We start from the raw sequence: 25,165 nt of genomic DNA, 5'->3' as shown, positions 1-25,165 counted from the left end.
GCTGCTCGTCCGGCTCGTCTGGCATCGCACCACCAGCCCGAAGCACGTCCTGGAACACTCAACCTGGCGACGAAAACACCAACACCGCGCACGACATAGTCATTACAAATCCCGCGGACACACCCCATAAACGCGACTGTAGTACTAGGATTCGACAGGAGCTGCCCCTGTTCAGGGGTAGCTCTGGTTCTCGGGTTCGATTTGGGCGCCCGGGGCGCACCACCAGCGTAACTATCAGCAGGACGAGCAAGTTTGGAGTTGCCGCCTTAAATGGATAAGCATGTTGCAGATTGGACCTCTCTGACGGACCGGTTCATTTGCATCCGGAGATATGGACGACATGTCCGCTACGGGGAGGTTGAAACAGTCTCTCCTGCCGGTGACACCCTTTGGTTGCGCCGCGAGGGCGTCGAACCGCGGGCGTTGTATGAAAAGTCCGACGGCTACACGGCGTGGACCGTTTCCGAGACATCAGTTCTGGATAGGCCCATCATAAACACAGCGGAGCTTTACGATGAACGGGGAGAAGACATCCATCCCTCGCCCTCCAATTTCAGTCGTTGGGCGGAAGAACCCACTTTGCAGGACCGGCCAGAACGATCTGTTGCTTCGAGGACAACGCGCTCCTGAAGTCGGTCGTATCGCCCCCGACGACGGCGCCGTGCTCGTAGTGGACGCAGGCGGATCGCTTTCGAGGGCAATTGATGCGCGACATGATCGCCAAGTTCGCCCTATCCAACGGCCGGTCTGGAGTTGTCATCAACGGCGCCATACGCGACCGCGAGGCAATTTCCAGCCTTCCGGTCGGTGTGAAGGCGTTGGGCAGCAATCCCGGAAGAGCGCAAAAGAAAGGCACAGGCGAAGCTGATGTTGAACTAAACCTCGACGGAGTCGTAGTCAGCCCGGCGCCACGGTGTACTGCGACCCCGACGGGATCTTGGTGGATCCAGCGCGCTACTGTCTGTCAGATCAGCGATGCAGCGGCAGCGGCTGGAGCCGCAGGTACGCAGCTACTTTTCATGATCTTGGCCGGCCAGCGGAGCCAGGACCTCATCGCTGCCAAGTCGACTACACCCAAACCTGACGGCCAAGGCTGTAATCCTGTCAGAACCGCCGCCAATTCTCGAGGCGCAGGTCTAAAATCACCATTATCGGCCTCCGATCCCCATCGTCAGTCGATGAAATAATTGCGCATCTAGGCAGCGAAAAGTTCTGCATCGGGATCGGTAGAACACCGTCCGATGCCAGGGTGATGAGCTGCGTCCTTCGTCGGCTTTCGGGTGGCGACCCGCGCCGCGGCGATGACAGCCATTCGCGCTGGTATTCGGAGAGCCCCCGTCTGCTTGGAATTCCTACCTGACTAACATGGGCCGGCAGCCCGAATTTTTCAGCACAGGCCGCCGAGTGCCGACCGCAGGAATGTTTGCTTCGTCGTCACCGTGTTCTTCCATTCCGGCATGGTGAGGACAGGTCACCGGTGCTGTGCTGTGAGGTAGCGGTGGATCGTGGGCGCAATTTCTGCCAAGAGGTCATCATGGGGCTGGGCCGCGAGGGCAGGCATTTTGATGATGTAACGGGCTATGGCGATACCGAGCATGTGCGCGGCGGCGAGGGCAACCCGCTGCATCTGCTCATCGTCGAAATCGAGTTCGCTTCCTCGGAGGCGGATGCGCGCGCCGAGGACTTCATTAAGCATGTTCGCGGCCCGTTCCGAGGTTGCGGCAGACCGGACCAGCGCCTGCAGGACGGGCCGAATATCCGGATCCTCCCAGAGCCGCAAATACGTGTCGGCCACGCGGTGACCCAGCTGTTCGGCGTCCCCGGCGAAGGCGCCAAGAATCCGCTCGGGAATGGTGGTGCGTTCCGCCATCGCAGTCGCGAACAGGGTTTCCTTGTCGCCGAAGAAGTGGCGGATCAGCGCCGGGTCCACGCCTGCGGCCGTTGCAATGGCGCGGATCGACGTGCCGTCGTAGCCGAGCGCTGAAAAGAGCTCGCGCGCGGCCTCCAGGATGGCGTCGCGGGTGCCGCTGTCCCCGATTCGTCTGCCGCTCGGCGGCTTTCGCGCTGTCATGTCACTCTCATCGCTCACTACATCAGCTTACTCCACAGTCGGGGATTTCCTCATGTGTAGAATTAGCCTAAACTTGCAGCAAACACCTCCTTTGGAAGGACTTACAATGGCCGTTACACACCCCCAGCCACATACGAAGTGGACGGCGGCGGTTCTCACCGGCCTCTTGGTGTCGGCCCTACTCGTCGTCGTCGTCCTGGCCTTTCTGTGGCCCGGCAAAACATCAGAAACCCATCACCTCCCGGTTGGCATCACCGGCCCGCAGCCCGCCGTGACCGCCTTCGAAAACTCGTCGAATGCGGCCAGCGCCTTCGATTTCGTACCGGCAAATGACAAGGCCCAGGCAGTTAGCCAGATCAGCTCCCGGGAGACGTACGGCGCCATCATTCTCGATGCCCAAGCGCCCGAGGTTCTCACGGCACCGGGCGGGAGTGCTGTCGCGGCGCAACTGCTCAATGGTGCCGCAGCCCAAATGCAGGCACAGCGTGCCCAGCAGGCCGGGACCAGCGGCAACCCAAACGTTGCGAATGTTACAGTCACCGCCGTCGTACCTTTGTCCCCTAGTGATCCCACTGGGGCCGGCCTTGCCGCAGCGTCCTTTCCGCTCGCGGTCGGTGGCATGCTGGGCGGCGTCATCATCTCGCTGCTCGTGGTCGGCCCCCTCCGCAGGCTCGCCGCGGCCGGAGGGTTCGCCGTCGCCGCCGGCCTGGTGCTGGCGTTCATCATGCACACCTGGTTCCAGTACCTTCAGGGGAACTTCTGGGTTGTCGCTGCCGCAATGGGCCTGACCATGCTCGCCATCTCGGCGTTCATCATCGGCTGCACCTCGCTGCTGGGCCGGGCTGGAATAGGCGTTGGCGGGGTCCTGACCATGTTGATCGGCAACCCGCTGGGAGCGGGGACAGCACCATGGCAATTCCTAGCCGAACCCTGGGGCGCGATCGGCCAGTTCCTTGTCCCCGGCGCATCAGGTGCATTGATCCGTACCCTGAGCTACTTCCCGGACGCGGACACCGCCCAGCAATGGTGGACACTCACGGCCTGGGTCGCGTTTGGCGTCATTTTGGCCCTCGCTGGACACTATCGCGCCCTCCCCACCATGCATGTCCCCGAGGCGACCATCGAACATCCCACGGCCGCGCATCCGGCCACCGCCGGCGTCGTTAGCTTCGTTAGGGAGAACAACGAGGAAATCTGCTCCCAGACAGCGCCCCTCCCCTAGTTGGACGGGATTGCTGTTATCGGTGCATTGACGGCTGGAGGAATGACGAACAAGGTGTCAGTTGGGGTTTTGATCCCACTTAACACACTGATTATGAGTGCTGTCCCCATCCAACTCCGTCCACCGGACGGCTCAAACAGGCTTTCGCATCTCACGACTAGACTCGGTTGCTAAATAATGGACTAGAGCGTCGCTGCGGTCACGCGGTCACGCGTGACGCTACGCACGGTTGGCGCACCGATCAGACCCATGATGCTGGTCAGTTCCGAGCGAAGGACATTGACGAGTGCGCGAAGTCCGTCGGATCCCCCTGAAGCGATGCCCCAGGTGACCGGCCGACCAATCAGTACGGCGCGGGCACCTAACGCAAGCGCGACAACTACATCGTGGCCTCTGCGGATACCGCCGTCCACGTAGACTTCGATCTGCCCATCGACCGCTTCGACCACTTCGGGGAGCGCATCCAACGTTCCCCGTGAGGTATCAATGGCCCTTCCGCCGTGGTTGGAGACGATCACCGCGTTTACACCGTGCTGTACTGCGAGGGCGGCGTCCTCCCGAGTCATGATTCCCTTGAGTACGATGGGCAGCGTCGTCTGCTTGCGAAACCATTCAATGTCGGCCCAAGTCAGCCGGGCGTCATGATCCCAAGCGCCGTCGTTCAAATGCTGCTTGCGCGGCGCAACATACATCGGAGCGAGATGGCCGATGGCGGCAACCCCGGCGCGCATTTCCGCGCCCATTATCGGACGAACCGGAAGATCGACCGTGATCACCAGGGCGGTACATCCCTGAGCCTCGGCCATGCGTATTAGTTCTACGGTTTGGCCGCGATCACTGCCCCAGTACATTTGGAACCAAGTGGTACCGGCTCCGGCTGCCTGCCGCACTTCCGCCATGGGCTTTGTGGTAGCCGCGCTGAGTATCATCACTGTGTCCTCCGCCGCCGCGGCTACGGCTGTCACCAATTCCGCATCGGGGTGGGACATGCTGTGCATCCCGGAGGGTGCGAACAAAATTGGTAACGATATCTCTGAACCAAGCACTGAGGTCGTTGTGTCGATCCGGCTCACATCAGTGAGAATTCGTGGACGAAGGGCCCAACGTTCGAATGCTTCACGGTTGGCTCGTACTGCACGGTTCGCGCCCGCTCCCTCCTGTATCATCGCTCGGGCGCCGGAAGACCAGACATCGAGGGCAACTTGCTCAAAATCCTCCAGTGTCAGGCAGTCCTGAAGGCGCTTCGCCTCGCTCATAATTGCTCCTTCCCAGAAATGCCAGTGTCAACGATGTTGATCAGCCGCTCGCCGGTACACCACCGGCGAAGTTGTGCTTCCACCAGAGCCACCGCCCTGGGCCGGAAAGCGTTGGATTTCCCGCCGATATGCGGAGTTATGAGTGCTCCGCTCGCCCATAGAGGGTGCTCAGGTGGAAGCGGTTCGGGATCGACGACATCAAGCGCCGCTCTCAGCCGCCCGTTCGCGACCTCTTGCGCGAGTGCTTCCGCATCTACCACCGATCCGCGCCCGACGTTTACGATGAGCGCACCGGCGCGAAGGATCGCGAGGGCTTTCCCGTCGATGATACTGATCGTCGATTCGTCAGCCGGAACGCACGCGACGAGCACCTCCGTGCGGGGAAGGATTTCAGCCAACTCCATGAAACCAGCCACGCCTGGTCGTGCTGTGCCGCCGACCAGAGTCAAGCTGCACTCGAACGGAGTGAGTCGTGCAGCTATCGCATGACCGATGCCTCCCGCACCGAGAATCGTCACCGTGCGATCCGCCAACCCTGGAACGGAACGCCTCTCCCAGCGGCGATCCAGTCCGTCGATGACGAATCCAGGCAGGCCCCGCAGTGCCGCCAGTACCAGGGCGACTGCGTGTTCGGCAACCGCGGTATTGTGGATCCCCCGTCCTGAGCACAACACGACGCCGGCGGGCAGATCTTGCAGGTAGTGCTCGACGCCGGCTGTGAGCGCCTGCACCACGGCCAGCGCGGGAAATTTCGCCATAAGTGCGATGGGTTCAGATCTCATGCTGTACTCGGGAACGTAGAATTCCGCCGACTCTTGATCGGAAGTGGTCATGTGGTCGGGTCGCACAATGCGTAACCCGAGTTCTGTCCCCAAGGGAGCGAAGTAGTCATCCCAAGGAAGTACGACAGTCCTCATCAACGTTCTCCTTTGAAGGTTGGTGGCGCTATTCCAGTTGCCGGCTCTTCGATATCGGTAGAGGCCAGGGCCAGCGGCACACCCTCAAGAAAAATCGTGGAACGCCCAGTACCAGTAGTATGTCAACAAGAGACTTAAGCAGTGCGGGACGGTAGCCAGGCAGTCTCTCGAAGGTACGGAGGAAATGATGAGCAAACGGGAAAATAGTTTTCCCATGCCCCCCACCACTGTTGGCAAAGCTCAGTCGCGCCCACGTGCCGCTGATCAGATCGTCGACGAACTGCAGCGCCTGGTTGCGAACGGTGATCTCAAGCGGGGTGGGCGACTGCCCAACGAGCGGGACCTCGCTGCCCACTTTAACGTCAGCTCCCCGACCGTGCGCGAGGCCGTCCGAGTACTGACCTCGATGGGGCTCCTCGAGGTCAGACACGGAAGTGGAACTTACGTTGCCGAATCATCTCGCGGCATTCTCGACAATTCCCTTGCCGTACTGGTGCAGTGGGAGAAAGTTGGTGCGCGCGAGCTGCTTGATTTGCTTTGCGTACTCCACCTCCACGCGAGCGATTTGGCGTGCACTGCGGCGACAGATGAAGAGCTTTCGAGGCTGATCACAGTGGCCAAGGGAACCGCCTCCCACGCTAGTACCATCAAGATTTCAGACAGTTTTTACGATTTCCTCGACAGCTTTGTCGCGGCTGCGCATCAGCCGCTGCTCGACGCGCTGTGCAGTTTCCTGACCCGGGTGCTAGTCGATTTGGAGAATAGCTTTCATCCCGATCAGTCGAGCACTTACTGGCATGCGTGGGCCGCCGACAGCTTGCCGCTTCGCCTTGAAGTCGCGCAGGCGCTATCTTCGCGCGATCAAAGCCGCATTGCAAAGGCTGTGAAGCTCTTCCACGAAGGAATTCGGGCTCGACTGATGGGGCTGCCTGGCTTGGACGACGCGCGCGTAGTTCCAAACTAGCGACCCACCGCGTGCCCAGCTGACGTTCTGAGCTCACCCCACCACGCCCAGCGCTTAGGGGCCCCGCAGCCTTCCGCGGTGGCTGCAGGGCCCCATTTGTTGCCCTTCTTACTTACTCAAGCTTCAACGCACTCGCGTGGAGCTGCAAGGCGAGAAAACGAGAGTAGAACCTGCCCAAGTACAGTGGCCCGCCCATGAACCAGAGGCCTGGATGGCCACTCGGACGCCAGATTCCACTGATCTCGCCGTTCTCGTCCAGACCCCAGACTTTCTTACACCGGTCTGCGGCCTCGTTGCCCAATACCTTTCGCGCCGTGTCGAGCATGGTCGTATATCCAGTCGCCAGCACCACGAGATCAAAACTGCCAGAGTTTCCGTCTTCGAACACGACGCCCTCGGCGGTGAAGCGGCCCACCCCGGACTGCGTCATGGCGATCTTGCCATCGGCGATCAGCTCGGCACAACCTACATCAATGTAGTATCCGCCCGGCCCATTAAGAATTTTCGAAATGGCGCCGGCACCGTCGACTCCTAGGTCATAGCGATAGCCTGCATGCGTGAGACCGTCCAGCATCTCCCGATCCATCTCCGCTGCTCTTGCTGTCTGCGCGACTGCACGCTGCAGCGAGAGGTGGAACGGAATAGAGGAGCCCAGCAGGTCGGCATCCTCCGTTCGCATTCCACCCTCGTGGTAGAGCCTTCCGATCGTCAATTCAAAGTTAGTCTTCTGCGAAATTACGTAGGTCGACGATCGCTGGATCATCGTCACTTCAAAGCCACGTTTGTGCAGATCTTGGGCGACGTCATGGGCGCTGTTTCCCGCACCGACTACCAGGGCGCGCGTGCCGGCCGGAGCTTCCTCTCCTGTATACGCGCTTGAGTGAACGATCGTTCCGCGATACTTATTCATTCCGGGAATATCCGGCGTTTTCGGAGTTCCATGCACTCCGGTGGCTAACACGATGTGGCGGGGCGAAATGATGCGCTCGGAACCATCAGCCCGCCGCACCCGCGCCCGCCAGCTGCCGGTTTCGTCGTCATACTCCGAATCCAATAATTCGGTTCCGCTCCAGACATTCAGCTCCATCGCTGATGCGTAAAATTCCAGCCAATCGCCGAGCTTGTCCTTGGGCAAGTACACCGGCCAGGAATCAGGAAAATCCAGGCCGGGCAGGTGATCTGCCCAGATCGCATCGTGAAGAACCAGCGAACGGTAGCGGCTCCGCCAATTGTCTCCAACCTTTGCATTCCGATCGATTACGAGAGTTTCTACTCCCCAGAAGCCAAGATGGGCAGCTGTCATGAGACCACCCTGGCCCGCGCCGATGATTAGTACCTCGGGTTCGGTGTCCGAGAAATTGAGTTGTCGCTGGCGCAGGTCATACCAGTTTTCTCGTGAGCCAGAGGAATTCAGTGGTGAGCGCAGCGGCCTTCTCTCTCCGCGCGCCTGCTCATGCCCGGTGATCTCTTGAAGAGTCGTGAAAAGTATCCAGGCCTTCCAACGCCCGTCGGTGTCTTGCCTTAGTCGCAGCACGCCGCGTCCGGTTCCTACCGTGGTTTTTAACAAAACGAAGGCGAGGATGCACTCGCCTTCGGGATCCGCGGTTTCGCGGGAAGGCGCCGCCGCATCGGGATCGATCCCGATGCTGAGGTACGCAGTGCGCCCGACGTCGGAGATGAGTCCAGCGATCTCTCGGGTGCCATGCACCGTACCGAAGTCCCATGTCAGGGTGAGCAGGTCACGCCACCAGGCATCTGTGAGAAAGAGTTCCTCCACCCCTCCCGCGTCGCGAGTGATCATTCTTTTGCTGAAGGCCCCAAGCCAGGACTCCACCACGTCCGCTGTTTCGGCGCGGTCGCCAATTTGATCATCCAAGGCTGTAATTGTCATCATATCTCCTAGTTACTTAGTGTCTTTTTTGGTCGTGAGTTTCCTCCAGCCGTCACTGCACGGACGGAGATCCTCGGCTAGGCGAGAGGCCTAAGCAAGCTCAGTAGGTTCAGTTAATGGCCACGGATTGGCCGGCTATGCGGCCTGAATACAGACTCGGGCCGAACATGGTGCCTTCAAGTCCGGCGTTGCCGTTTATAGCGCCACCTGCCATTCCGGCGACCTCGCCCGCAGCGTACAGCCCCGGGATCACCCTGCCCTCCGGGGTGAGCACTCGGCATTCGAGATCGGTACGGACGCCGCCGAAATTCTTTTGCGCCATAGGCCACATTCGAATCGCAGCGAACCCGTTCCGCCCAACTTCCCCCAGGCCGTGCAGCGCACGGCCGGTTAAAGTGTCAGACGCTCGCCCGGCGCGCACATCAGAATTGAATGATTCGAGGTCTTCCCGCAGACTCCTCTCCGGTAGACCGGTCAGCTCAGCCAGCTCCTCGACGCTCCCAGCTAGAACCGCATACGGTGATTCGGCCCAGAACTCCTCCATCGGGCCGGGGAGTGGGCCCGCAGGCGAGGCATAATACTCGTTGTCAATCAGCAGCACGGTGCTCGCCTCTGATCTATCGAACACTGCCCAGCAGCTCTGCTCGGGCTGCTCCAGCAGGGCGTCGGTGCCCGACTTTCCGCCTCTAAGCGACTCGTCGTGGAAGCGCCTGCCTTCCAGGTTGAACCACAATTCTGTGGCAATGTTGCGCACCCCGATTCCCCGCTCCCCAGCCGCGTCCTGTGGATCTGGTGTACCGACTGGGTACACCCAGACATGGTCAAGATTGGTCATCCCTGCACCGACCCGCTCAAGCATCTCGTGCCCTGACCCGCGTGCGGTATGGGAGCCGCCCAGCAGCAGACGTGGCATGGCTCTGAGCCGTTCGCTCACCCGCATCAGCATCCCGCGATTGTTCACGAAGCCCCCGCTCGCGATGACCGTAGCACCCGCTCGGATTTTCATGCGTCCTTGATTACTCTCAGCCACAATGCCTGATACGGCGTCAGATTCGAACAGCAGCTCGGTCGCGGACGATCCCGTCAGTATTCGACCGCGGGATGCTCGAAGCTCCTCCGCAATTGACTCGACGATGCCCACGCCGTACTGGTCGGGGGCGTGCCAACGCGCGACCGAGTTACCCTCTTGCCGAGTCGGGCGCCCCCAGGTGATGCCCAGGCGCACGCACCAGTCATACACGTCGACCCTGCTGTGCTCAAGGTAGTCACGCGCCCACGTAAGATCAGCTGTCGGGCCGCCGAAGGTTTCCCAATCACGCAATGCGATCTCGACTGAGTCCTCGATATGGGCGGCCGCTTGCTCCGGCGTGCCCACGATGCAGCAGCCTGCCCCGCTCATCGCCGAGGCACCGCCGATTTTATCTTCGCCCTCGAGCACGATGACGTTGGCACCCCTTTCGGCGGCCTCGAGACCAGCGGCGAGCCCGGCCACTCCCGAGCCCACCACTACAACGTCACATTGATACACCACCATGTTGCTGTCCTTCATTTCTGCAAGTCTGGGGGAAGCCGGCGAAGTTTTCTCTTAGACCGGCTGGGCGTGCTTCGCTTCCTGAATCAGCTGCATGACCTCGGCTCTCCTTTCGACGAATTCCGGTAGTGACTTCGTTGCTATTTGGTCTCGGTCACGACCGAGACTGACTTTAATCGACCTTCGGACTCGTGCCGGTGCCCCAGACAGCACGACTACCTCGTCTCCGAGGTAGACCGCTTCGTCAATATCGTGGGTCACGAAAAGAACGGTCATGTTGAACTGTTCACGGACCTGCAGCATCAGATTTTCCAGGTCCGCACGGGTCTGGGCGTCTACTGCGGCGAACGGCTCGTCCATTACGAGGGCGTCGGGCTGGTAAGCGAGGGCTCGGGCGATGGCGACACGCTGCTGCATCCCGCCCGAGAGCTGCCAGGGGAATCGAGACTCATTTCCCGCCAATCCGACTGCCGCCAGAGCGAGCTTCGCGCGCTCCAAACGCTCCGCCTTCGGCACGCCCTGAGAGCGCAGCGGCAGCATGATGTTCGAGAGGACCGAAAACCAAGGCATCAGGGAGCGACTGTAGTCCTGGAACACCACCGCCAATTTAGCTGGCGGCCGGTCTACCATCTCGCCCTCGAAGTAGACAGCACCCGAAGTTGGCGCGAGAAGTCCCGAGATGCACCGCAGTAACGTCGTCTTGCCGGCACCCGAGGGGCCAACAATACAGAGGAAGTCACCTGCGTAGACGTCGATGTCAACACCGCCGAGCACCTCTTTCGTTACCTCGACAGACTGGTAGGTCTTTGTTAGGCCTCGGATGGAAATAAGCGGCTCGCAGGAACCGTGCTCAGCGGCAGCAGATGGCATCGAACTCATATTACGTTCTCCTATCGATTCCTGGCACGCATGCCGCGGTGCCAGCGCAAAACTACCGATTCGAACCCCCAGAACAGGAGGTTCAGGGCAAAGCCGATCAAGCCGAGGAACACGATCCCTGCCCACATGCTCGGGATGGCGAAGCTCCGCTGGGCCTGCAGGATCTGGAACCCGATGCCGTTCGTGGATCCAATCATCTCGGCAAACACAATCACTGTGACACCGATTGCGAGTGCCGTACGCAAGCCTGCGATAATCTGCGGGCTGGCAGCAGGAAGCAGGATCAAAAAAAGTTTGTCACGGAACTTGATGCGATAGCTCGCAGAAACGTCCCGCACCGCGGGGTCGATACCCCGAACACCATCAATCGTGTTAAGGAGTATCGGCCAGACGGTGCCGTAAATGATGAGAGAGATCGGCATGGCCGGTCCGATACCGAAGAGCAGCAACGCGGCAGGGAGCAGTGCGACTCCCGGAACAGCGCGCAGGAACTCCATGACGGGTGCGACAATTTCGCTGAGCACCGGCATTAGCCCAAGGATCACGCCCAAGCTCACCCCGACGACCGTTGCAATCCCGAGTCCCGCGGCGAGCCGGAGTAGCGTAGGCAATGCGTCCGTGAGCAGGATTGGAGAGAACCACACCTGCACAAATGCATCGAGAATCCTCGATAGAGGAGGAAAATACGGCGCTTTGCTTCCTGCGCTGAGCATCCACCACCCTCCGATGAGCAGTACGGGTACCACGGCTTCGACGAAGAAGCCTCTCGCACGTCGTCCGGCCTTGAGTTGTTGCCTGGGACGGGTCACCGATACGATGGATGCCATTTCAATGCTCTCCTTTCGATTTCGAGCAATCCCAGGTTGATCAAGAATCCGAGTACACCGCAGACCGCTATGTACGCGTAGACGTTGGCGATACGGGCTCCCTGCTGGGCCATGTCGAGTTCGAGCCCGATTCCAGGAGCACCACCGATGATCTGTGCGCCGATAGTGAGGAGCAGACTCATAGTTGCCGCAATTCGGAACCCAGTCGCGATGAATGGCGTTGCGCTCGGAATGATCAGGGCGGCAAAGACCCATCTGCGCTTGAGGCGGTATGACTGAACCACATCACGGCTGACCGGGTCGACCTGGTGTACGCCGTACATTGTCTGGATTAGCATCGGCCAGACCGATCCGAACACGATCAGTGCGACCGCCATCTTCGGGGTCGCTCCAAAGAGAAGCAGCACAAGCGGGATCAGTGCGACCGGTGGGATCCCCCGGAGGAAATCAATCGTGTTGCGGAACATTCGATAGGCGAGGGACGAGATACCAAACGCAACCCCGAGGGGAAGAGCGATTCCAGTTGACACCCCGAGCCCCACCGCCCAGGTGCCTAGCGTTGCGACTATCGCCACCCAGAACGCCTGGGTGAAGACCAGCTCTGAGAGCGCGTTGCCAATCTCTGCAGGTGACGCAATCGCCGTGGTTGGGATGAATCCGTTGAGACTGCCAAATTGCCACAGGACGAGCAGACCGAAGATACAGCACAGCCGCAAGATCATTTTCAAACCCGGCCCGTAGCTGAGCCTGTGACGCCCTAGCGGGTACTGGGCTGCCGCAACTCTTTGGTCATGGAGCACGTTCTCTCCCGTCTTGGCCGTGCGATTCGATCCACTGGGATACGACCGTGCATCCGCAGTCGATGAGGCGGCCCGAGTGGTGAGTGTGGCAGGTGGAACAAAGCTGCTCCCCTCCGTTTGCGACTGCATCTAGTTGGGCAGGTAGACGTGGGCGGACAAATCATCAACAGGTTTCTTGATGACCGCGTACCGCACCATCATCTTTTCCAACTCGTCAACCTGGTCCATCGTTAGCGGACCGAACCCAGGCACCAACATCTGCTCGACCTCTGAAGGCTTCACCGAGGTTGAGGTCTTTGCGACTGTGCGCACGAGTCTGGGATCTGCTTGGAGTTTCCCCGCCGCCGCGTTGATCGATGAAACGAAGGCCTTCACGGTCTCTGGGTTCTTTTCAACGTATTCGGTCGAGGCGATGTACACGAGTTGTGGGAGACCACCCGCCGCGGCCGCGAATGCTCCGCCATCAACCGGGCGGACACCTGAATCTGAGGCCTTTGCCCTGGTGACAAATGGTTCGGTGGTAATTGCCGCGTCGACTGTGCCCCGGGCAACGCTGGTCTGCATCTCGGGGATGGGCAGCTCGATCCACTTGATCGAAGCTGAATCGCCCCCAGCGTGATCGACCGTTGCTTTGTAAGCCACCTGGGCGAAGGCGTTCAAGGCATTGACTGCGACGGTCTTACCGTTGAGGTCGGCCGGTGAGGTGATCCCGGAGTCTTTTGCGACGATCGCGCTGTTGGGATCGGCGGCGGCATCGTGCGGCACTACACTGCCGTTCGCAACGATGGTGAGGGGCGTGCCCTGGGAAATGGCCACAATTGCTGAGACCGGGTCTGATGCTGCGAACTGAAGCTGACCATTCAGGAGCAATGGCACAGCTTGAGCACCGCTCTGCAGTACTTGCGGAGTCACCTCGATACCAGCTGCCGCATAGGAACCATCGTTAATGGGCAAATAGAGGGAGGCATTACCCGCAGACGGGCTGGTGCTTACAGCGACCTGGGTGAGCCCTCCATTTGCAGAGGATTTGGTTGAGTCCCCAGCGGGTGCCGACTCGGAGCATCCTGTCAGGGACGCGGCCAACACCATTACGGATGTGGCGAAAATTTGGGGTTTGGTTAGGTGCATAACAGTTCTCCTTTGAATAGTTACTCAAACATGGCGTGAGCATGCGCGCGCAAGAGTCGGGGCGCCACCCCGCTATCTCACCAACCCTTGACCACGGAGTTGGATAGCCTGCCGACTGATTCCACCACAGCTTCGATGGTGTCCCCCGGCTCCATGCTCTCCTGCGGATCGCGGAAAAATCCGACGCCGCCAGGCGTGCCGGTGGTGATGATGTCACCCGGCTGCAACGTGACATACCGTGTAATCGCCTCAAGTAGCTCAGGGATGCGCACCGTCATGTTGCTTGTATTGGAGTGCTGCCGAGTCTCGCCGTTCAGAACAGTACGGATGTCGAGGTTATAGGGCTCGGGCACCTCATCGACTGTCACAATCGCGGGACCCACCGGAAGGAAGGTATCGGGCGACTTGCTCAGCATGACTTGAAACATTTCGCGCTCCATCACATCGCGAGCACTCACGTCATTCACTATGGTGTAGCCAAAGATGTAACCCATGCCATCTGCCGCTGCTACGCGACGAGCGGTCTTCCCGATCACAACAGAGAACTCCACCTCGTAATCAGTGAAGGTATCGGGAGTAGGAATTTCGATCGATGCCTCAGGGCCAATCACCGCAGAACTAAGGAACGGTATGAATACGGGTTCGCGGACCTTGAGTCTTGATGCTGCCTCGGCAGCGTGGTCGGCATAATTGCCGCCAGTTCCGATGATTCGCGTATTCTTGCCAACCGGCGCCAGGATCTTCTCCGGATTCACTAGAGGCAGTTCGTCAGTATTCACAGCCCGGAGCGTCGCGCCAACATCGCCCGATGAGTAGAGCTCGTCCAGATTGCGCCAAGGCAACACTCGAACCAAATTGCTCGACTCCAACTTGCCAATGCCTTCTTCTCCATTGCTGAAGTACCTGACAATTCGCAAGGCGAACCTCCTCGTTCGTATATCGGAGCCCACATGGCCTGCCCGATCGCTTGTTGCGTTCAGCCAGTATTCCTCCACGCCACATTGAAGTCAACAGGAGATTTGGTGACTTTATGATTTGTGTCTGAGGCATGCTGTTCGCAGCAGATGGGTTCAATTAGCTGCGCCCTGGAGAGCCCACTTTGCTTAAGTAACCCCAGGAGACACTGCCGTGTCACCAACCAGTTGCGGCAGGCTCAGATGCTCGCCGGATAGGGCCGCTCAGACGGTTACATGATTTAGGAAGACGCCGGCATGGTGGGCGGTAAGAACTCCTACTTTCGATTCCAGAGCAGAAGGCGCTACAGAGATCGGCCTGTCTATACCTCATGAAAGAGTGCGCTTCTATGATCGGCCGGTCAGCCGTTCGAGTCCAAGCAGTTCACGCCCTTGGCACTAGGAGCAGGCTGCACCCAGGGAACCCTATAGGAATAGATGAGGTCTATAGGGGTGAAAAGAATATCTATTGGGCCTATCGGCCGCTTCGTATATACCCTTGTGACACGCCCCACCTGAAGGTAAAGGTCCTTGCCGGCACAAAGTCAACAGGGCGTCGGCTGTATCTCGAATGTTGCGGCTGCCCAGAGCTCAACCTCATCCGGTGGCGTTCCGTCTTCTCGGAACCTCGGCCAAGCCGGACGCCGCGCGAATTTCCACCCCCTAATAGGAGTAACAACCGATGACCATACCCACGCCCGAAAGCACCGCAACTTTTGCCGGTCTGCCAGTCTCCCAGCAGTTCATCGCCGGTGAATGGCGAGACGGTCGGTCGGAGAAGACTCTTACCGTCACGAACCCCTACGACGACTCGGTACTAACTAGGATTCGCCAGGCCAACAAACAAGACCTTGACGAGGCCTACCGCGCCGCCGAGGCGGCGCAGAAGGAATGGTCCGCACAACCGCCCTCCGCCCGCCGGCAGGTTATTCTCCGGGCTGCGCAAATTATGGAGCAGCGTCGGGAAGAGATTGTCGACTGGATCGTAAAGGAATCCGGTTCCACTGTAGGGAAGGCGCAGGTAGAGGTTTCACTGGCCGCCGGCATCACGCTGGAAGCATCTTCATTTCCCACGCGCGTCCATGGCCGCATCGTCGAATCCAACAATCCTGGCAAAGAACTGCGCGTCTACCGCCGCCCGGTCGGTGTTGTAGGAATCATCAGCCCTTGGAACTTCCCGCTGCACCTGTCCGAACGCTCAGTAGCCCCGGCCCTTGCCTTGGGCAATGCAGTCGTCATCAAGCCGGCAAGTGACACCCCCGTCACAGGAGCGCTTATCCTCGCCAGAATCTTCGAAGAAGCTGGCCTGCCGGCCGGAGTACTGAATGTAGTTATCGGGGCAGGATCCGAGATCGGGGACGATTTTGTAACGCACCCTGTCCCGGGCCTTATTTCCTTTACGGGTTCCACCCCTATCGGCCAGAACGTCGGCAAACTCGCTGCAAGTGGCAAGCACCTGAAGCATGTTGCCCTAGAGCTGGGTGGAAACGCACCCTTGGTTGTTCTCGCTGATGCAGATCTCTCTGCGGCAGTGGAAGCTGCGGTTCTGGGCAAGTTCCTCCACCAAGGACAGATCTGCATGGCCGTCAACCGCATCATCGTTGAGGCGCCCCTTTACGACGAGTTCCTTGCCCGGTTCACCGCCGCCGCCTCAAGCGTTCCCGCTGGTGACCCTGCCTCTACCCAGACTCTGGTGGGACCGGTAATTAATGACAGCCAGCTTGAGGCGCTGAAAGCTAAAATCGCTGGGGCAAAGGCAGAAGGTGCGCGTACCGTTCTCGAGGGTCAGATCCAGGGCAGGGTCGTGCCCCCGCACGTCTTCGCTGACGTTACCGCCGACATGGAAATCGCGCGTGAGGAGATCTTCGGACCCTTGGTGGGGGTAATTAAGGCTGACAACGAGGCACATGCCCTGGAACTGGCCAACGCCAGTGAATTCGGTCTTTCGAGCTCTGTCTTCACGCAGGACCTCGACCGAGGCGTGCAGTTCGCCCTGGGTATTAAGGCCGGGATGACTCACATCAACGAAATGCCCGTTCACGACGAATCCCATGTCCCATTCGGCGGCGAAGGCAACTCCGGTCTCGGTCGGTTCAACGGCGACTGGGCAATTGCTGAGTTCACCACAGATCACACGGTGGGCGTCAAGCGCCTCTGAGACGTGTTGCACTCTCCCTGCCATGGCGCACCGCTCGTGCCATGGCAGGGCAATTCCTCCTGCCGAGGGCTGCCTGAGGACCCCGATAGTCACAATCGGTACGGTTTTGGCACGAATCAGTGTTCCCCGTATCACCGTTTACGGGCCATATATACGGAGAAGGTGCCTAGATGATCAACCCTGCGCAACTGCACTCGGATCTGTCCCGCCTCGGTCGGGAGACTGAGACGTTTATGGCCACCGTCGAGTCTTTGTCCGACGAAGAAATGACCGCTGCTTAACTATGTGGGGGACGGACCCGGGCTAGCGTCATAGCCCATATCGCCTCGAACGGGCGCGCCCTGGTCAAACTCATCGATTGGGCAACCACTGGCGAGGAGCAGCAGCCTTATGTCACGGCCGCGGCGCGCGCTCACGAGATTTCCGAACTAGCCGCCCTGCCAAGAAAGGAACTGCTTGGTCATGTGCTTGAGTTCGCACAATACTTCGCTGAGCAGGCCCAGAGGCTGACAGGTGATCTTGTCGTCGAAGAGGTCCACTTGTACGGCACGCAGATACCAGCGACGTCTATCGTGGCCTTGAGAATTGCCGAAATTGTCGTTCACCACCACGATCTTGATACCGCCTGGACGATAGAGGAAGCAGATCCCGATTCCGTGCTTAACGCCATCGAAGCTGTTGTGCGGGCGCTGAACGCTAAGGGAGCACCGGGCATGACCCTGGTGACAGAGGAACGCGACCAGTGGGTGGTCGGCGACGGAACCCTGCATGTTTCCTCCGACCGCGCTGGGCTACTCGAATGGTTAGCCCGGGGCAATGAGGAAAAGATCGAAGCTGCAGGGCCTCTGCCTTCCCTCCCTTCCTGGTAGGATCCGGGACGGGGAAAACCTACTGGTGATGAGGCGCTCCAGATGGCAGAGCCAAGCACTGGTTAGACGTGCTCCACAGTCGACTGAACAATAAATCGACGGCTGAGTTCCGCCGCCGTCACTATGCCTCGCTTTTCGACGGCCACCGACATACTGCTGTTGGGTAGTAGCTGGCGGCGGCCTCTTACATCCACGCTGCCTCTCCCCGACCATTAGTCTGAGGAGTTGCGGTAGAGGCAGAGGATTACAGTGTCGTGATTAGGAGGGGTTCCGCGCTGACGCCGCGGAGCACGGCAATGGGAGACGTTGCATAGAGTTGATGGGCCCTGTTATTACCGACGGGGCTGATACAGCGCGTCCCCCGTTGTTGAAAAGGTTGGTGTCGCGATCGTCCTCCTGGACTGGACATCTTCCACGAGTGTCTAACCGGAGTAGATAGCGGCTGGGCGCTCATACGACCATGAAAGGGACTGTGGGGAGAACGTGCCCCTGCCGAACATCGCCCACTCGCCGCATTACCCCTCCCCGGAAGACTCCTGAAGGGCGTCACGGATAATCTTGCGCAACCACTCTAGAGCGGGTATTGGACCGGGCCGACGGTAGGTATACAAGGCCACCTTTCCCTTGGCAACCGAAAATGGCAACTTAAACATCTTCACCGGGCCCTCTGCAGAGAAAATCTGCGCAACTACCTCCGGGACGATGCCCAGATAGTCCGTGGTACCCAAGATGTGAGGCATAGCGGAGAAGTGGGGGAGCATGACCGCCGGAATCTGGTCGTAGTTGAGCTCCCGAAGCCGCTGCTGAATGTGCTCGTGGCCGAGCTGATCGCTGACCATCACCCGCCGTTCCGCCAGGAATTCGTCCACAGTTGGTTCAGCTCCTATACGTGGATGCGAGACCGAGCAAATGCCCCAATAGGGCTGCACCAGAAGCTGATCCCGGACCAGACCGGGTGCATCTATACGTGGCGTACAGATTGCCGCGTCAGCCCTCCCTTGAGTGAGGTCCTCCCGTACCGTCCCATATACCAAAGGGTGAACCTCGAGGGAGACAAAAGGTGCCAGGTCCTGAATCCGTGCAAGAACGGCCGGAAGCAGTGCAAGTTCTCCGATATCCGTGAGCAACAGCCTAAAGTTACGATTTGAGGTTTTCGGTTCGAACACCGTCACGCCATGCACCGCCTCGTTCATCAGCTCCAGGGAATGGCGCAACTGGGGGTAGATCGCCGTCGCCACACTTGTCGGTGCCAACCCGTCCGATCCCCTGAGGAAAAGTTCATCCCTGAAGATGCGTCGGAGCTTGCCCAAGGCGTAGCTGACAGAAGGTTGGCTGATGAACAGCTGTTCTGCCGCCCGACTAACACTTCCCGTCTCATAGATGTGCACAAATGTCCGCATGAGGTTCAGGTCATAATTCTCGGAAGGCGTTACTGGTGGCATAGATATAGTCTATGGCGGACCGGCAAATATCTATTGGCTAAATGGCGGTGGGATTTCTAGCCTTAAACAAAGTGGTACATATCATCAACTAAGAAATGAGTCGATCGGTGACGCGAACCATCCGAGCAGAAACGATAGAGATCCTCCGCCAGAACAACCTGACCACGGTCTTCGGCAACCCCGGCTCCAATGAGCTCCCGTTCCTGCAGGACTTCCCCGACGACTTTCAGTACATTCTTGGCCTGCACGAAGGTGCAGTGATTGCCATGGCGGACGGATTTGCGCAAGCCTCAGGCAATCCTGCCTTCGTAAACCTCCACGCCGCCTCGGGCTCCGGCAATGCCATGGGTGGACTGACCAATGCAGTATATTCTCACTCACCCTTGGTTATCACAGCAGGCCAGCAAGTCCGATCAATGGTGGGGCTGGAGGCCATGTTGGCCAACATGGACGCGCCCTCCCTGCCACAGCCGCTTGTGAAGTGGAGCGCAGAGCCGTTGTGCGCAGAAGACGTACCCCGGACCATCAGCCAAGCGATCCATATTTCACAGCTGCCGGCAAAGGGGCCGGTGTACGTCTCCATTCCTTATGACGACTGGGACAAAACCTCGCCCACGGAAGCACGTCATCTTGCCGGACGGACCACTGTCTCGGCGCAAGCACTTAGGGCGGACCAAGCCCGAGAAATTGTCGAAGAGTTGAACTCGGCCACCAACCCTGCGATCGTCCTCGGGCCCGAAGTTGACGCAGACTATGCCAACGATTTCGCCGTTACGCTGGCAGACAAGCTCGCAGCACCGGTATGGATCGCGCCGTCGGCGTCCCGCTGCCCGTTCCCAACACGCCACCGCAGCTTCCGGGGGGTCCTTCCGGCAGCTATCAATAGTATCTCGGAAATACTGCACGACCATGACCTTGTTCTTGTCGTCGGCGCACCGGTGTTCCGGTACCACCAGTATGCCCCGGGCGCGTACCTCAAGGACGGCACCCGTATCCTCCATGTGACAAGTGACGCAGAGGAGGCCGCCAGGGCACCCATGGGCAACTCGTACGTGGCATCCGTGCGGGGAACGCTGCAAACTTTGTCTGAAAGTGTCGAGCAGACCAGCAGGCAGCAGTTGCCCGAACTGTCAGACTTCGCCGCACCTACAGCAAGCACTTTCGATGCCATCCACCCGGAGGCTGTTTTCGAGGAACTGCGGATTACGGCGCCGGATGACACTGTCTACGTCAAGGAATCCACGTCAACGTCCGCTGCTTTCTGGAAGCAAATGGACCTGAAGCACCAAGGCAGCTACTTCTTCCCCGCCTCCGGCGGGCTTGGCTTTGGCCTCCCTGCCACGGTAGGAGCGCAACTCGCGCATAAGGACCGGCAGGTGATTGGCATCATTGGTGACGGCTCTGCGAATTACGGCATCACGGCTCTGTGGACCGCAGCCCAGTGCAATATCCCCTGCATTTTCCTCATCATGAAAAACGGGACCTACGGAGCTCTGAGGGGCTTCTCCAAGCTGTTGGGAACGGGCGAAACCCCCGGGCTCGACGTTCCTGGCTTGGACTTCGCACAGATCGCCAGTGGTTACGGCGTGGCAGCGGAGTCCGTAAGTACCCGGGAGGCTCTCCGCGCCGCACTGCTCAAGGCCCTCGAAAGCCAGAAACCGGCCCTTATCGAAATCCACACTCAGTTCGAGTCGTAGACCCAAAACGATCTACAAAGGACAGATATGTCCACGATCAGCGTTTATGGTTGTGGCACCGCCAAGGCATCAGTCATGATTCCTCCATTTGGCAGGCAAGGATCTTCGAGGGAGCTTGGGATTTCGAAATCGCCACTAATCAAACCGTTCTTGAACCTGCAACCGGAGAGTCGCTGGGAACGATCGGCCGCGCTTCCGCAACCGACATCGACCAAGCCTGCAAGCGCTAAGCGAAGCAGCGTAGATGGCATGGTGCTGAAGCTCCATTCGAAGAGCGGGCAGCGGTCCTGCGGCGTGAGGCGACACTCTCCGAAGAGCACCCAAAAGTTGGCGGCTGGTTATTCAACAGGCTTAGCGCAGTCAGAACACACCGGAAGAACCGCCACGCCGCGCGTGCTGTTACGAGGCCTCTGCCCAGTATCAGCGGAAATTTGAAGAAGCCGAACGGAGGGGCGGGGAAATCATCGAAACCTGCGCAAGGCGCCGGCCGTAACGGCCCCCCTAAACCAGAAAAGATGACGACGCAGGCAGCGCTCCCGGGTGAGGCCCTGAAACAAGGCCCGCAGCATCCAAATAACCGCGTGGTCAAGGAGGATTCGGTTCCGATAAGTATTGCAGCTGTCTTAATCCGGCCCCATTACAGTGCTTTGATTGGAATACTTGCCGCTGAGGTCAGCCATGTGGGACAGGGGAACGGCCGAGGTCATGGAAATTCGCCAGTTGAACTACTTCATCGCCGTAGCTGAAGAACGGCACTTTGGGCGTGCGGCGAAGCGGCTGCACATGGCCCAGCCACCCCTGTCCCAGCAAATCCGTCAGTTGGAGGAGCAGCTGGGTGTGCGCCTCCTGAACCGGACCACGCGCCGGGTGGAGCTCACAGCGGCAGGCCAGGAACTGCTGGACAGGGGCCGGCAGATCGTCAACGCAGTCGGGACCCTCCGAGCAGACGTCTATCAGGTGGGGCATGGCGCCGCGGGGGTGCTCCGCGTCGGATTCTCGGGCTCGGCAACGTACGGCGTCATGCCTTCCATTGTTCGAAGCGCCAAGCAGGCCCTGCCGGGGCTTTCGCTGCACATGCACGGTGAAATGCTTACTCCGGCCATGGAGAACGGGTTGCGCGAGGGCACGTTGGATGTGGCGCTCCTGCGCCCGCCGATCGCTGCCCCTGGGATTGATTTTCGTGTTCTGTCGCGTGAGCCACTGATAGTCGCGTTGCCGGCGTTCAGTGCGCTGGCGGCCGGCAGGCCGGTGGCCATGAACGAGCTGCAGGACCAGGACTTCATTGCCTACCCGCCCGATTCGGTGTTGCACCGGACAACGGTCAGCGTCTGCCGTCAGGCGGGCTTCCAGCCACGTATCACCCAAGTGCTCAGTGAGACGTCCATGATGCTCTCCTATGTTGCAGCCGGTGGTGGAGTTGCGCTCATGCCGGCCAGCATCCGCGCCCTGCAGCTCGAGGGCGTGGTGTACTGCGATATCGAGAAAGCTCCCGACGTGGAGCTGGCGGTCGCATGGCGGAGCGAGGACAGGTCAGCGCTCTTCCAAAGCTTCCTCGATACCGTAGTTGCCGTCACGACGTCCCGTCCCCGGCCTCTGTCCACCGACCGTGGCCACGGCAACCGATAGCCGTTGGAATGAGGGAGAACCCTTACCGTCGCCCTCTCACTGCGGAATGAATCGAACTTTACGTTCAGCGGTCATTCCGGTGCCCGGAACCTTGCGGCCAGCTCACTTCTGGACCGGATTCCGAGCTTTCCGTAGATGCGGGTCAGGTGATACTGCACGGTCTTCTCAGCAATGAACAGGCTACGGGCAGCTTCCTTGTTGGTCGTTCCGGCCGCGACGAGTTCAGCCACTGCCTGCTCCTGCGCCGTGAGCTGGGTCTGCGGCCGCGCGACCGCAGCGAGGACAGCGTCAGACGGATCCGGCACATTCCCGGCATCAAGGCCCGTTGCCTTCAGCTCGCGGTCACACCGGTCCACATATGTCACAGCACCCAATGAATCGTACAGATCCCTTGCGACACGCAGCACAGACGATGCCAAACGTCTTTTTCCGGCTCGCCGCATACTCTGCCCGTAGGCGAAGCTCACCCGTGCACGGAGGTACGGCCGGTTCAACCCACGCAGGTGCGCCAAGGCCGTCTCGAAGTGTTCCCGGGCGCTCTCAGGGTGACCCTGCGCCGCCACCAGGCGGCCCCGCGCCCAGGCCATGCGGGCCAAATCTGACGGCACCGCCCGTTCTCGCCGCACTTGCTCGAATTCAGTCAGAAATGAATCAGCCCTGTCCAACTGGTCGGTCATGACAAGGGCATTGACGAATGTGTCCTGCCACGGCCAGAAGGAGACATGGTTTTTCGTCCAGGGGTCCAGCTCCGTCAGCGGCTGCAACACCGATAGGGCGCTCTCATAGTCCGCCCTTGCCTCATGGAAGCGGGCGCGTGCCAGGCTGGCCGGTACCTGCATGGCTCGGTACGTTCCCGGCTGCACCGATGCCTGGGAAACGTAGTATCTCGCCCGGTCCCAATCGCCGCGCATTGACCATAGTTCAGCCGCAGTCCAGTACAGCAAGGGGCGGACCAAGGACATCCTCGAGGCCTCGAGGCGAACTGAACCTCGGGCCACAGTCGCGGCAGCGGCGTCCCAGTTGCCGAGTACCAGGTGGGTCCGGGCCAACCAGGCCTCCGCCCACAAGGAGATCCGCAACGAGCCGCCGCGGAATTCGGTTGGTGCAGCGGCTTCGAAATGAACCTGCGCTGTCTCAGCGTCATCCAAGCGAAGGGCAAGCCAGCCGGCGCCTATCTGGACGCGCTGCTTCTGGGCGTTTTCTGAGGCGTGCTCGAAAGCCTCTCGGTAAGACTCCTCCGCCTCGGACAGGCGCCCCTGGGCGTAGAGGCCCAACCCGTATATGGCCTCCGATTCAATATATGCCGGTGTACCAGGTTTCGTCAGCGACATGGCGCGCTCAGCCCAGCGGGTCATAAGGGGCCCGTCCCACGAGGCCACTCCATGGACCACGAGGCGTTGTGCCACTTGCGCGGCCGCCGCCGGGTCCCGTTCAGGATTGCTGGTTTTCCACGCCATCTCCAGCTGGGCCTGCGCACTTTGATTCTGCCCTGATGCAGTCGAAAGATATCCAAGAACGGAGGAACGCAACGGCGAGGGGGGCATGGCATCCACGGCAGCGGCCCACATCTGTGCCTGGGCCATGTTGCCGGAGCCCACCAACGCGTCCACCGCCCTGAGCAGCCGGTCATTACCTGTACGGATGTCATTTGAAAGCCGTGACGCTGAAAACAGCGCAGTCGCTACGTCCCGCCACGCACCGACAAGAGCCTGTCGGCGGGCGTACTCTTCCAGTTCGGACGCCAGATTTTCATCGGGACCTGGGCTCACAGACACCCTGTGGCCTAAACGGTCACCCTCAACCTGAACGATCTCTGCAGCCCTGCGGTGAAGTTCGATGCGCCGGCTCGGGACTATCTGCTCATAAACGGAATCGGTTGTGCCTGCCTCAAAGAACGTCACGACCGAGCGCGCCTGCTCCACCGACAGGCCGAGCAATCCAGCCCGGTGGCCCTCGTCCAAGGCATCAATCACGGCCTCGACGCCGCTGACATGGGCGACTTCTGCAATCCCGGAACTTCCCCTGAGTACTGATGCGGCCTCGGCAACGGCGATCAAGTCAGTGGAAGCACCATGGAGAAGGCTTCGTACCCGGGCCCGGACACGGGAGCTCGGCGGCAGGGACGAAAACCACGACTGCCATGTTTCAGGGGGAAGCTCGTCCAGGAGTTCAACGACAGGCTGTGGCAATCCGCCAGTATGCTGGACGATGCCGTGGGCTGCTGTAGCGCTCAAATCTATGCCGAAGCGACGCCGGGCGAGGTTTTGGACCTCCTGGGTCGACAGCGGCTCGAGCGGCAACGGGGACACCTGATGCCCTGTGAAGAACGCCAAGACACCAGCAGGAACAGACTGGCTGTGCGCGGGATCCAGCGTGACAACAAAGAGGATTCGTTTGTCGCGCAGCCGCCGCATGGCGAAAACGAGGATGTGCAGGGTGTCTGCGTCAAGGTTCTGAACGTCATCGACAGCGACGACCACCGACCCGTGGCCTTGAAGCCCTTCGAGATGAGCCATGAAGGTTGCTGCATGCTTGGCCACCTGAGCGGAGGTGAGAGAGTCCGGGGAATCAGGCAGTCGGACCGGAAGCGCCAAGTCTTCGGTAGTGGATCGCAGCGGCGGAGTGGCCATCAGCTGGGAGTAGCCAGCCAAAGGGAACTGCGACTCCCATTCGTCTCCGGTTGCCGTCAGCACGCGTACGCCGCGGGCAGCTGAGCGGCAATACTCCAGGAAGCGGTCGATAAGAGCGGTTTTTCCCGAGCCCTGCAGACCGCTGAGCACAACTGTTCGTACCGTGCCCTTACGTACTGTGCGCAGCGTCTCCAGCAGCTCTTGGTAAACCTCCCCCCGGCCCAGGAGTGACAGATCCTCCTCTGTGGTGCCTTGCTGGGAGCCGGGGATCATGCTGGCAAGCTTAGTCGAGCGCAGCATGATC

General features: G+C 59.9%; 17 protein-coding genes and 2 pseudogenes. 7 read left to right on the top strand and 12 right to left on the bottom strand.

Translation table 11 applies throughout. The annotated features are described in order from the left end of the window. Positions 1–477: 477 nt before the first annotated feature. A pseudogene (gene rraA / locus AC1DJW_RS03350) lies at positions 478–946 on the top strand (ribonuclease E activity regulator RraA); the annotation flags it as partial. A 525-nt stretch (positions 947–1,471) separates the two neighbouring features. On the opposite strand, the gene AC1DJW_RS03345 reads toward rraA, so the two are convergent. Further along, entirely contained in the window at positions 1,472–2,089 is a 618-nt protein-coding gene (locus AC1DJW_RS03345) for a TetR/AcrR family transcriptional regulator (protein WP_476900711.1), read from the bottom strand. Between the two features lie 88 nt (positions 2,090–2,177). Between AC1DJW_RS03345 and AC1DJW_RS03340 the strand changes: the two genes are divergently transcribed. Beyond that, the gene (locus AC1DJW_RS03340; protein ID WP_476900710.1) at positions 2,178–3,293 is read left to right on the top strand and encodes a hypothetical protein; all 1,116 of its coding nucleotides are present in this window, start codon (positions 2,178–2,180) and stop codon (positions 3,291–3,293) included. A gap of 182 nt (positions 3,294–3,475) precedes the next feature. Here the strand turns inward: AC1DJW_RS03340 and AC1DJW_RS03335 are convergent, their stop codons facing one another. Then, positions 3,476–4,549: an alpha-hydroxy acid oxidase gene (locus AC1DJW_RS03335; RefSeq protein WP_476900709.1), complete on the bottom strand. Its 1,074-nt coding sequence runs from the start codon at positions 4,547–4,549 to the stop codon at positions 3,476–3,478. Next, positions 4,546–5,382, bottom strand: coding sequence for an NAD(P)-dependent oxidoreductase (locus AC1DJW_RS03330; protein WP_476900708.1), 837 nt, complete (start codon positions 5,380–5,382; stop codon positions 4,546–4,548). Before AC1DJW_RS03330 ends, AC1DJW_RS03335 begins: the two co-directional genes overlap by 4 nt. A gap of 268 nt (positions 5,383–5,650) precedes the next feature. Here AC1DJW_RS03330 and AC1DJW_RS03325 point away from each other — a divergent pair, with 268 nt between their 5' ends. Next, positions 5,651–6,430 carry a FadR/GntR family transcriptional regulator gene (locus AC1DJW_RS03325; protein ID WP_476900707.1) on the top strand — a complete coding sequence of 260 codons (780 nt, stop codon included), beginning with the start codon at positions 5,651–5,653 and terminating at the stop codon, positions 6,428–6,430. Positions 6,431–6,542: 112 nt separating this feature from the next. On the opposite strand, the gene AC1DJW_RS03320 is transcribed toward AC1DJW_RS03325, so the two are convergent. The 7 genes from AC1DJW_RS03320 to AC1DJW_RS03290 form a co-directional block, all read right to left on the bottom strand. Next, positions 6,543–8,324 (bottom strand): flavin-containing monooxygenase, encoded by a 1,782-nt coding sequence (locus AC1DJW_RS03320; RefSeq protein WP_476900706.1) that lies wholly within the window; start codon positions 8,322–8,324, stop codon positions 6,543–6,545. A gap of 106 nt (positions 8,325–8,430) precedes the next feature. Continuing rightward, a complete protein-coding gene (locus AC1DJW_RS03315) occupies positions 8,431–9,870 on the bottom strand; it encodes an FAD-dependent oxidoreductase (RefSeq protein ID WP_476900705.1) in 1,440 nt (479 codons plus the stop codon). Between the two features lie 36 nt (positions 9,871–9,906). Next, positions 9,907–10,731, bottom strand: coding sequence for an ABC transporter ATP-binding protein (locus AC1DJW_RS03310; protein ID WP_476900704.1), 825 nt, complete (start codon positions 10,729–10,731; stop codon positions 9,907–9,909). An 11-nt stretch (positions 10,732–10,742) separates the two neighbouring features. After that, positions 10,743–11,558 (bottom strand): ABC transporter permease, encoded by an 816-nt coding sequence (locus tag AC1DJW_RS03305; RefSeq protein ID WP_476900703.1) that lies wholly within the window; start codon positions 11,556–11,558, stop codon positions 10,743–10,745. Beyond that, positions 11,537–12,280, bottom strand: a complete 744-nt coding sequence (locus tag AC1DJW_RS03300; RefSeq protein WP_476900702.1) for an ABC transporter permease — start codon at positions 12,278–12,280, stop codon at positions 11,537–11,539. The genes AC1DJW_RS03305 and AC1DJW_RS03300 overlap by 22 nt, the downstream gene beginning before the upstream one ends. A gap of 207 nt (positions 12,281–12,487) precedes the next feature. After that, entirely contained in the window at positions 12,488–13,486 is a 999-nt protein-coding gene (locus AC1DJW_RS03295) for an ABC transporter substrate-binding protein (RefSeq protein ID WP_476900701.1), read from the bottom strand. 77 nt (positions 13,487–13,563) lie between these two features. Then, entirely contained in the window at positions 13,564–14,403 is an 840-nt protein-coding gene (locus tag AC1DJW_RS03290) for a fumarylacetoacetate hydrolase family protein (RefSeq protein WP_476900700.1), read from the bottom strand. A 718-nt stretch (positions 14,404–15,121) separates the two neighbouring features. Between AC1DJW_RS03290 and AC1DJW_RS03285 the strand changes: the two genes are divergently transcribed. Beyond that, positions 15,122–16,597 carry an aldehyde dehydrogenase family protein gene (locus AC1DJW_RS03285; RefSeq protein ID WP_476900699.1) on the top strand — a complete coding sequence of 492 codons (1,476 nt, stop codon included), beginning with the start codon at positions 15,122–15,124 and terminating at the stop codon, positions 16,595–16,597. Between the two features lie 296 nt (positions 16,598–16,893). Further along, positions 16,894–17,466, top strand: a pseudogene (locus AC1DJW_RS03280) (maleylpyruvate isomerase N-terminal domain-containing protein); the annotation flags it as partial. 515 nt (positions 17,467–17,981) lie between these two features. Here AC1DJW_RS03280 and AC1DJW_RS03275 read toward each other — a convergent pair. After that, on the bottom strand, positions 17,982–18,908 hold the full coding sequence (locus tag AC1DJW_RS03275) for a LysR family transcriptional regulator (RefSeq protein ID WP_476900698.1): 927 nt from the start codon (positions 18,906–18,908) through the stop codon (positions 17,982–17,984). Positions 18,909–19,015: 107 nt separating this feature from the next. Here AC1DJW_RS03275 and mdlC point away from each other — a divergent pair, with 107 nt between their 5' ends. After that, positions 19,016–20,605 carry a benzoylformate decarboxylase gene (mdlC, locus tag AC1DJW_RS03270; protein WP_476900697.1) on the top strand — a complete coding sequence of 530 codons (1,590 nt, stop codon included), beginning with the start codon at positions 19,016–19,018 and terminating at the stop codon, positions 20,603–20,605. A gap of 705 nt (positions 20,606–21,310) precedes the next feature. Continuing rightward, positions 21,311–22,231 (top strand): LysR substrate-binding domain-containing protein, encoded by a 921-nt coding sequence (locus tag AC1DJW_RS03265; RefSeq protein ID WP_476900718.1) that lies wholly within the window; start codon positions 21,311–21,313, stop codon positions 22,229–22,231. 71 nt (positions 22,232–22,302) lie between these two features. Here AC1DJW_RS03265 and AC1DJW_RS03260 read toward each other — a convergent pair whose 3' ends face one another. Further along, positions 22,303–25,161 carry a helix-turn-helix transcriptional regulator gene (locus AC1DJW_RS03260; RefSeq protein WP_476900696.1) on the bottom strand — a complete coding sequence of 953 codons (2,859 nt, stop codon included), beginning with the start codon at positions 25,159–25,161 and terminating at the stop codon, positions 22,303–22,305. Positions 25,162–25,165: the final 4 nt, after the last annotated feature.

This window comes from Arthrobacter sp. 05L417 (assembly GCF_056397865.1).
The sequence above is the reverse complement of the archived record's forward strand: the minus strand, read 5'-3'. Positions and strand labels throughout refer to the sequence as shown.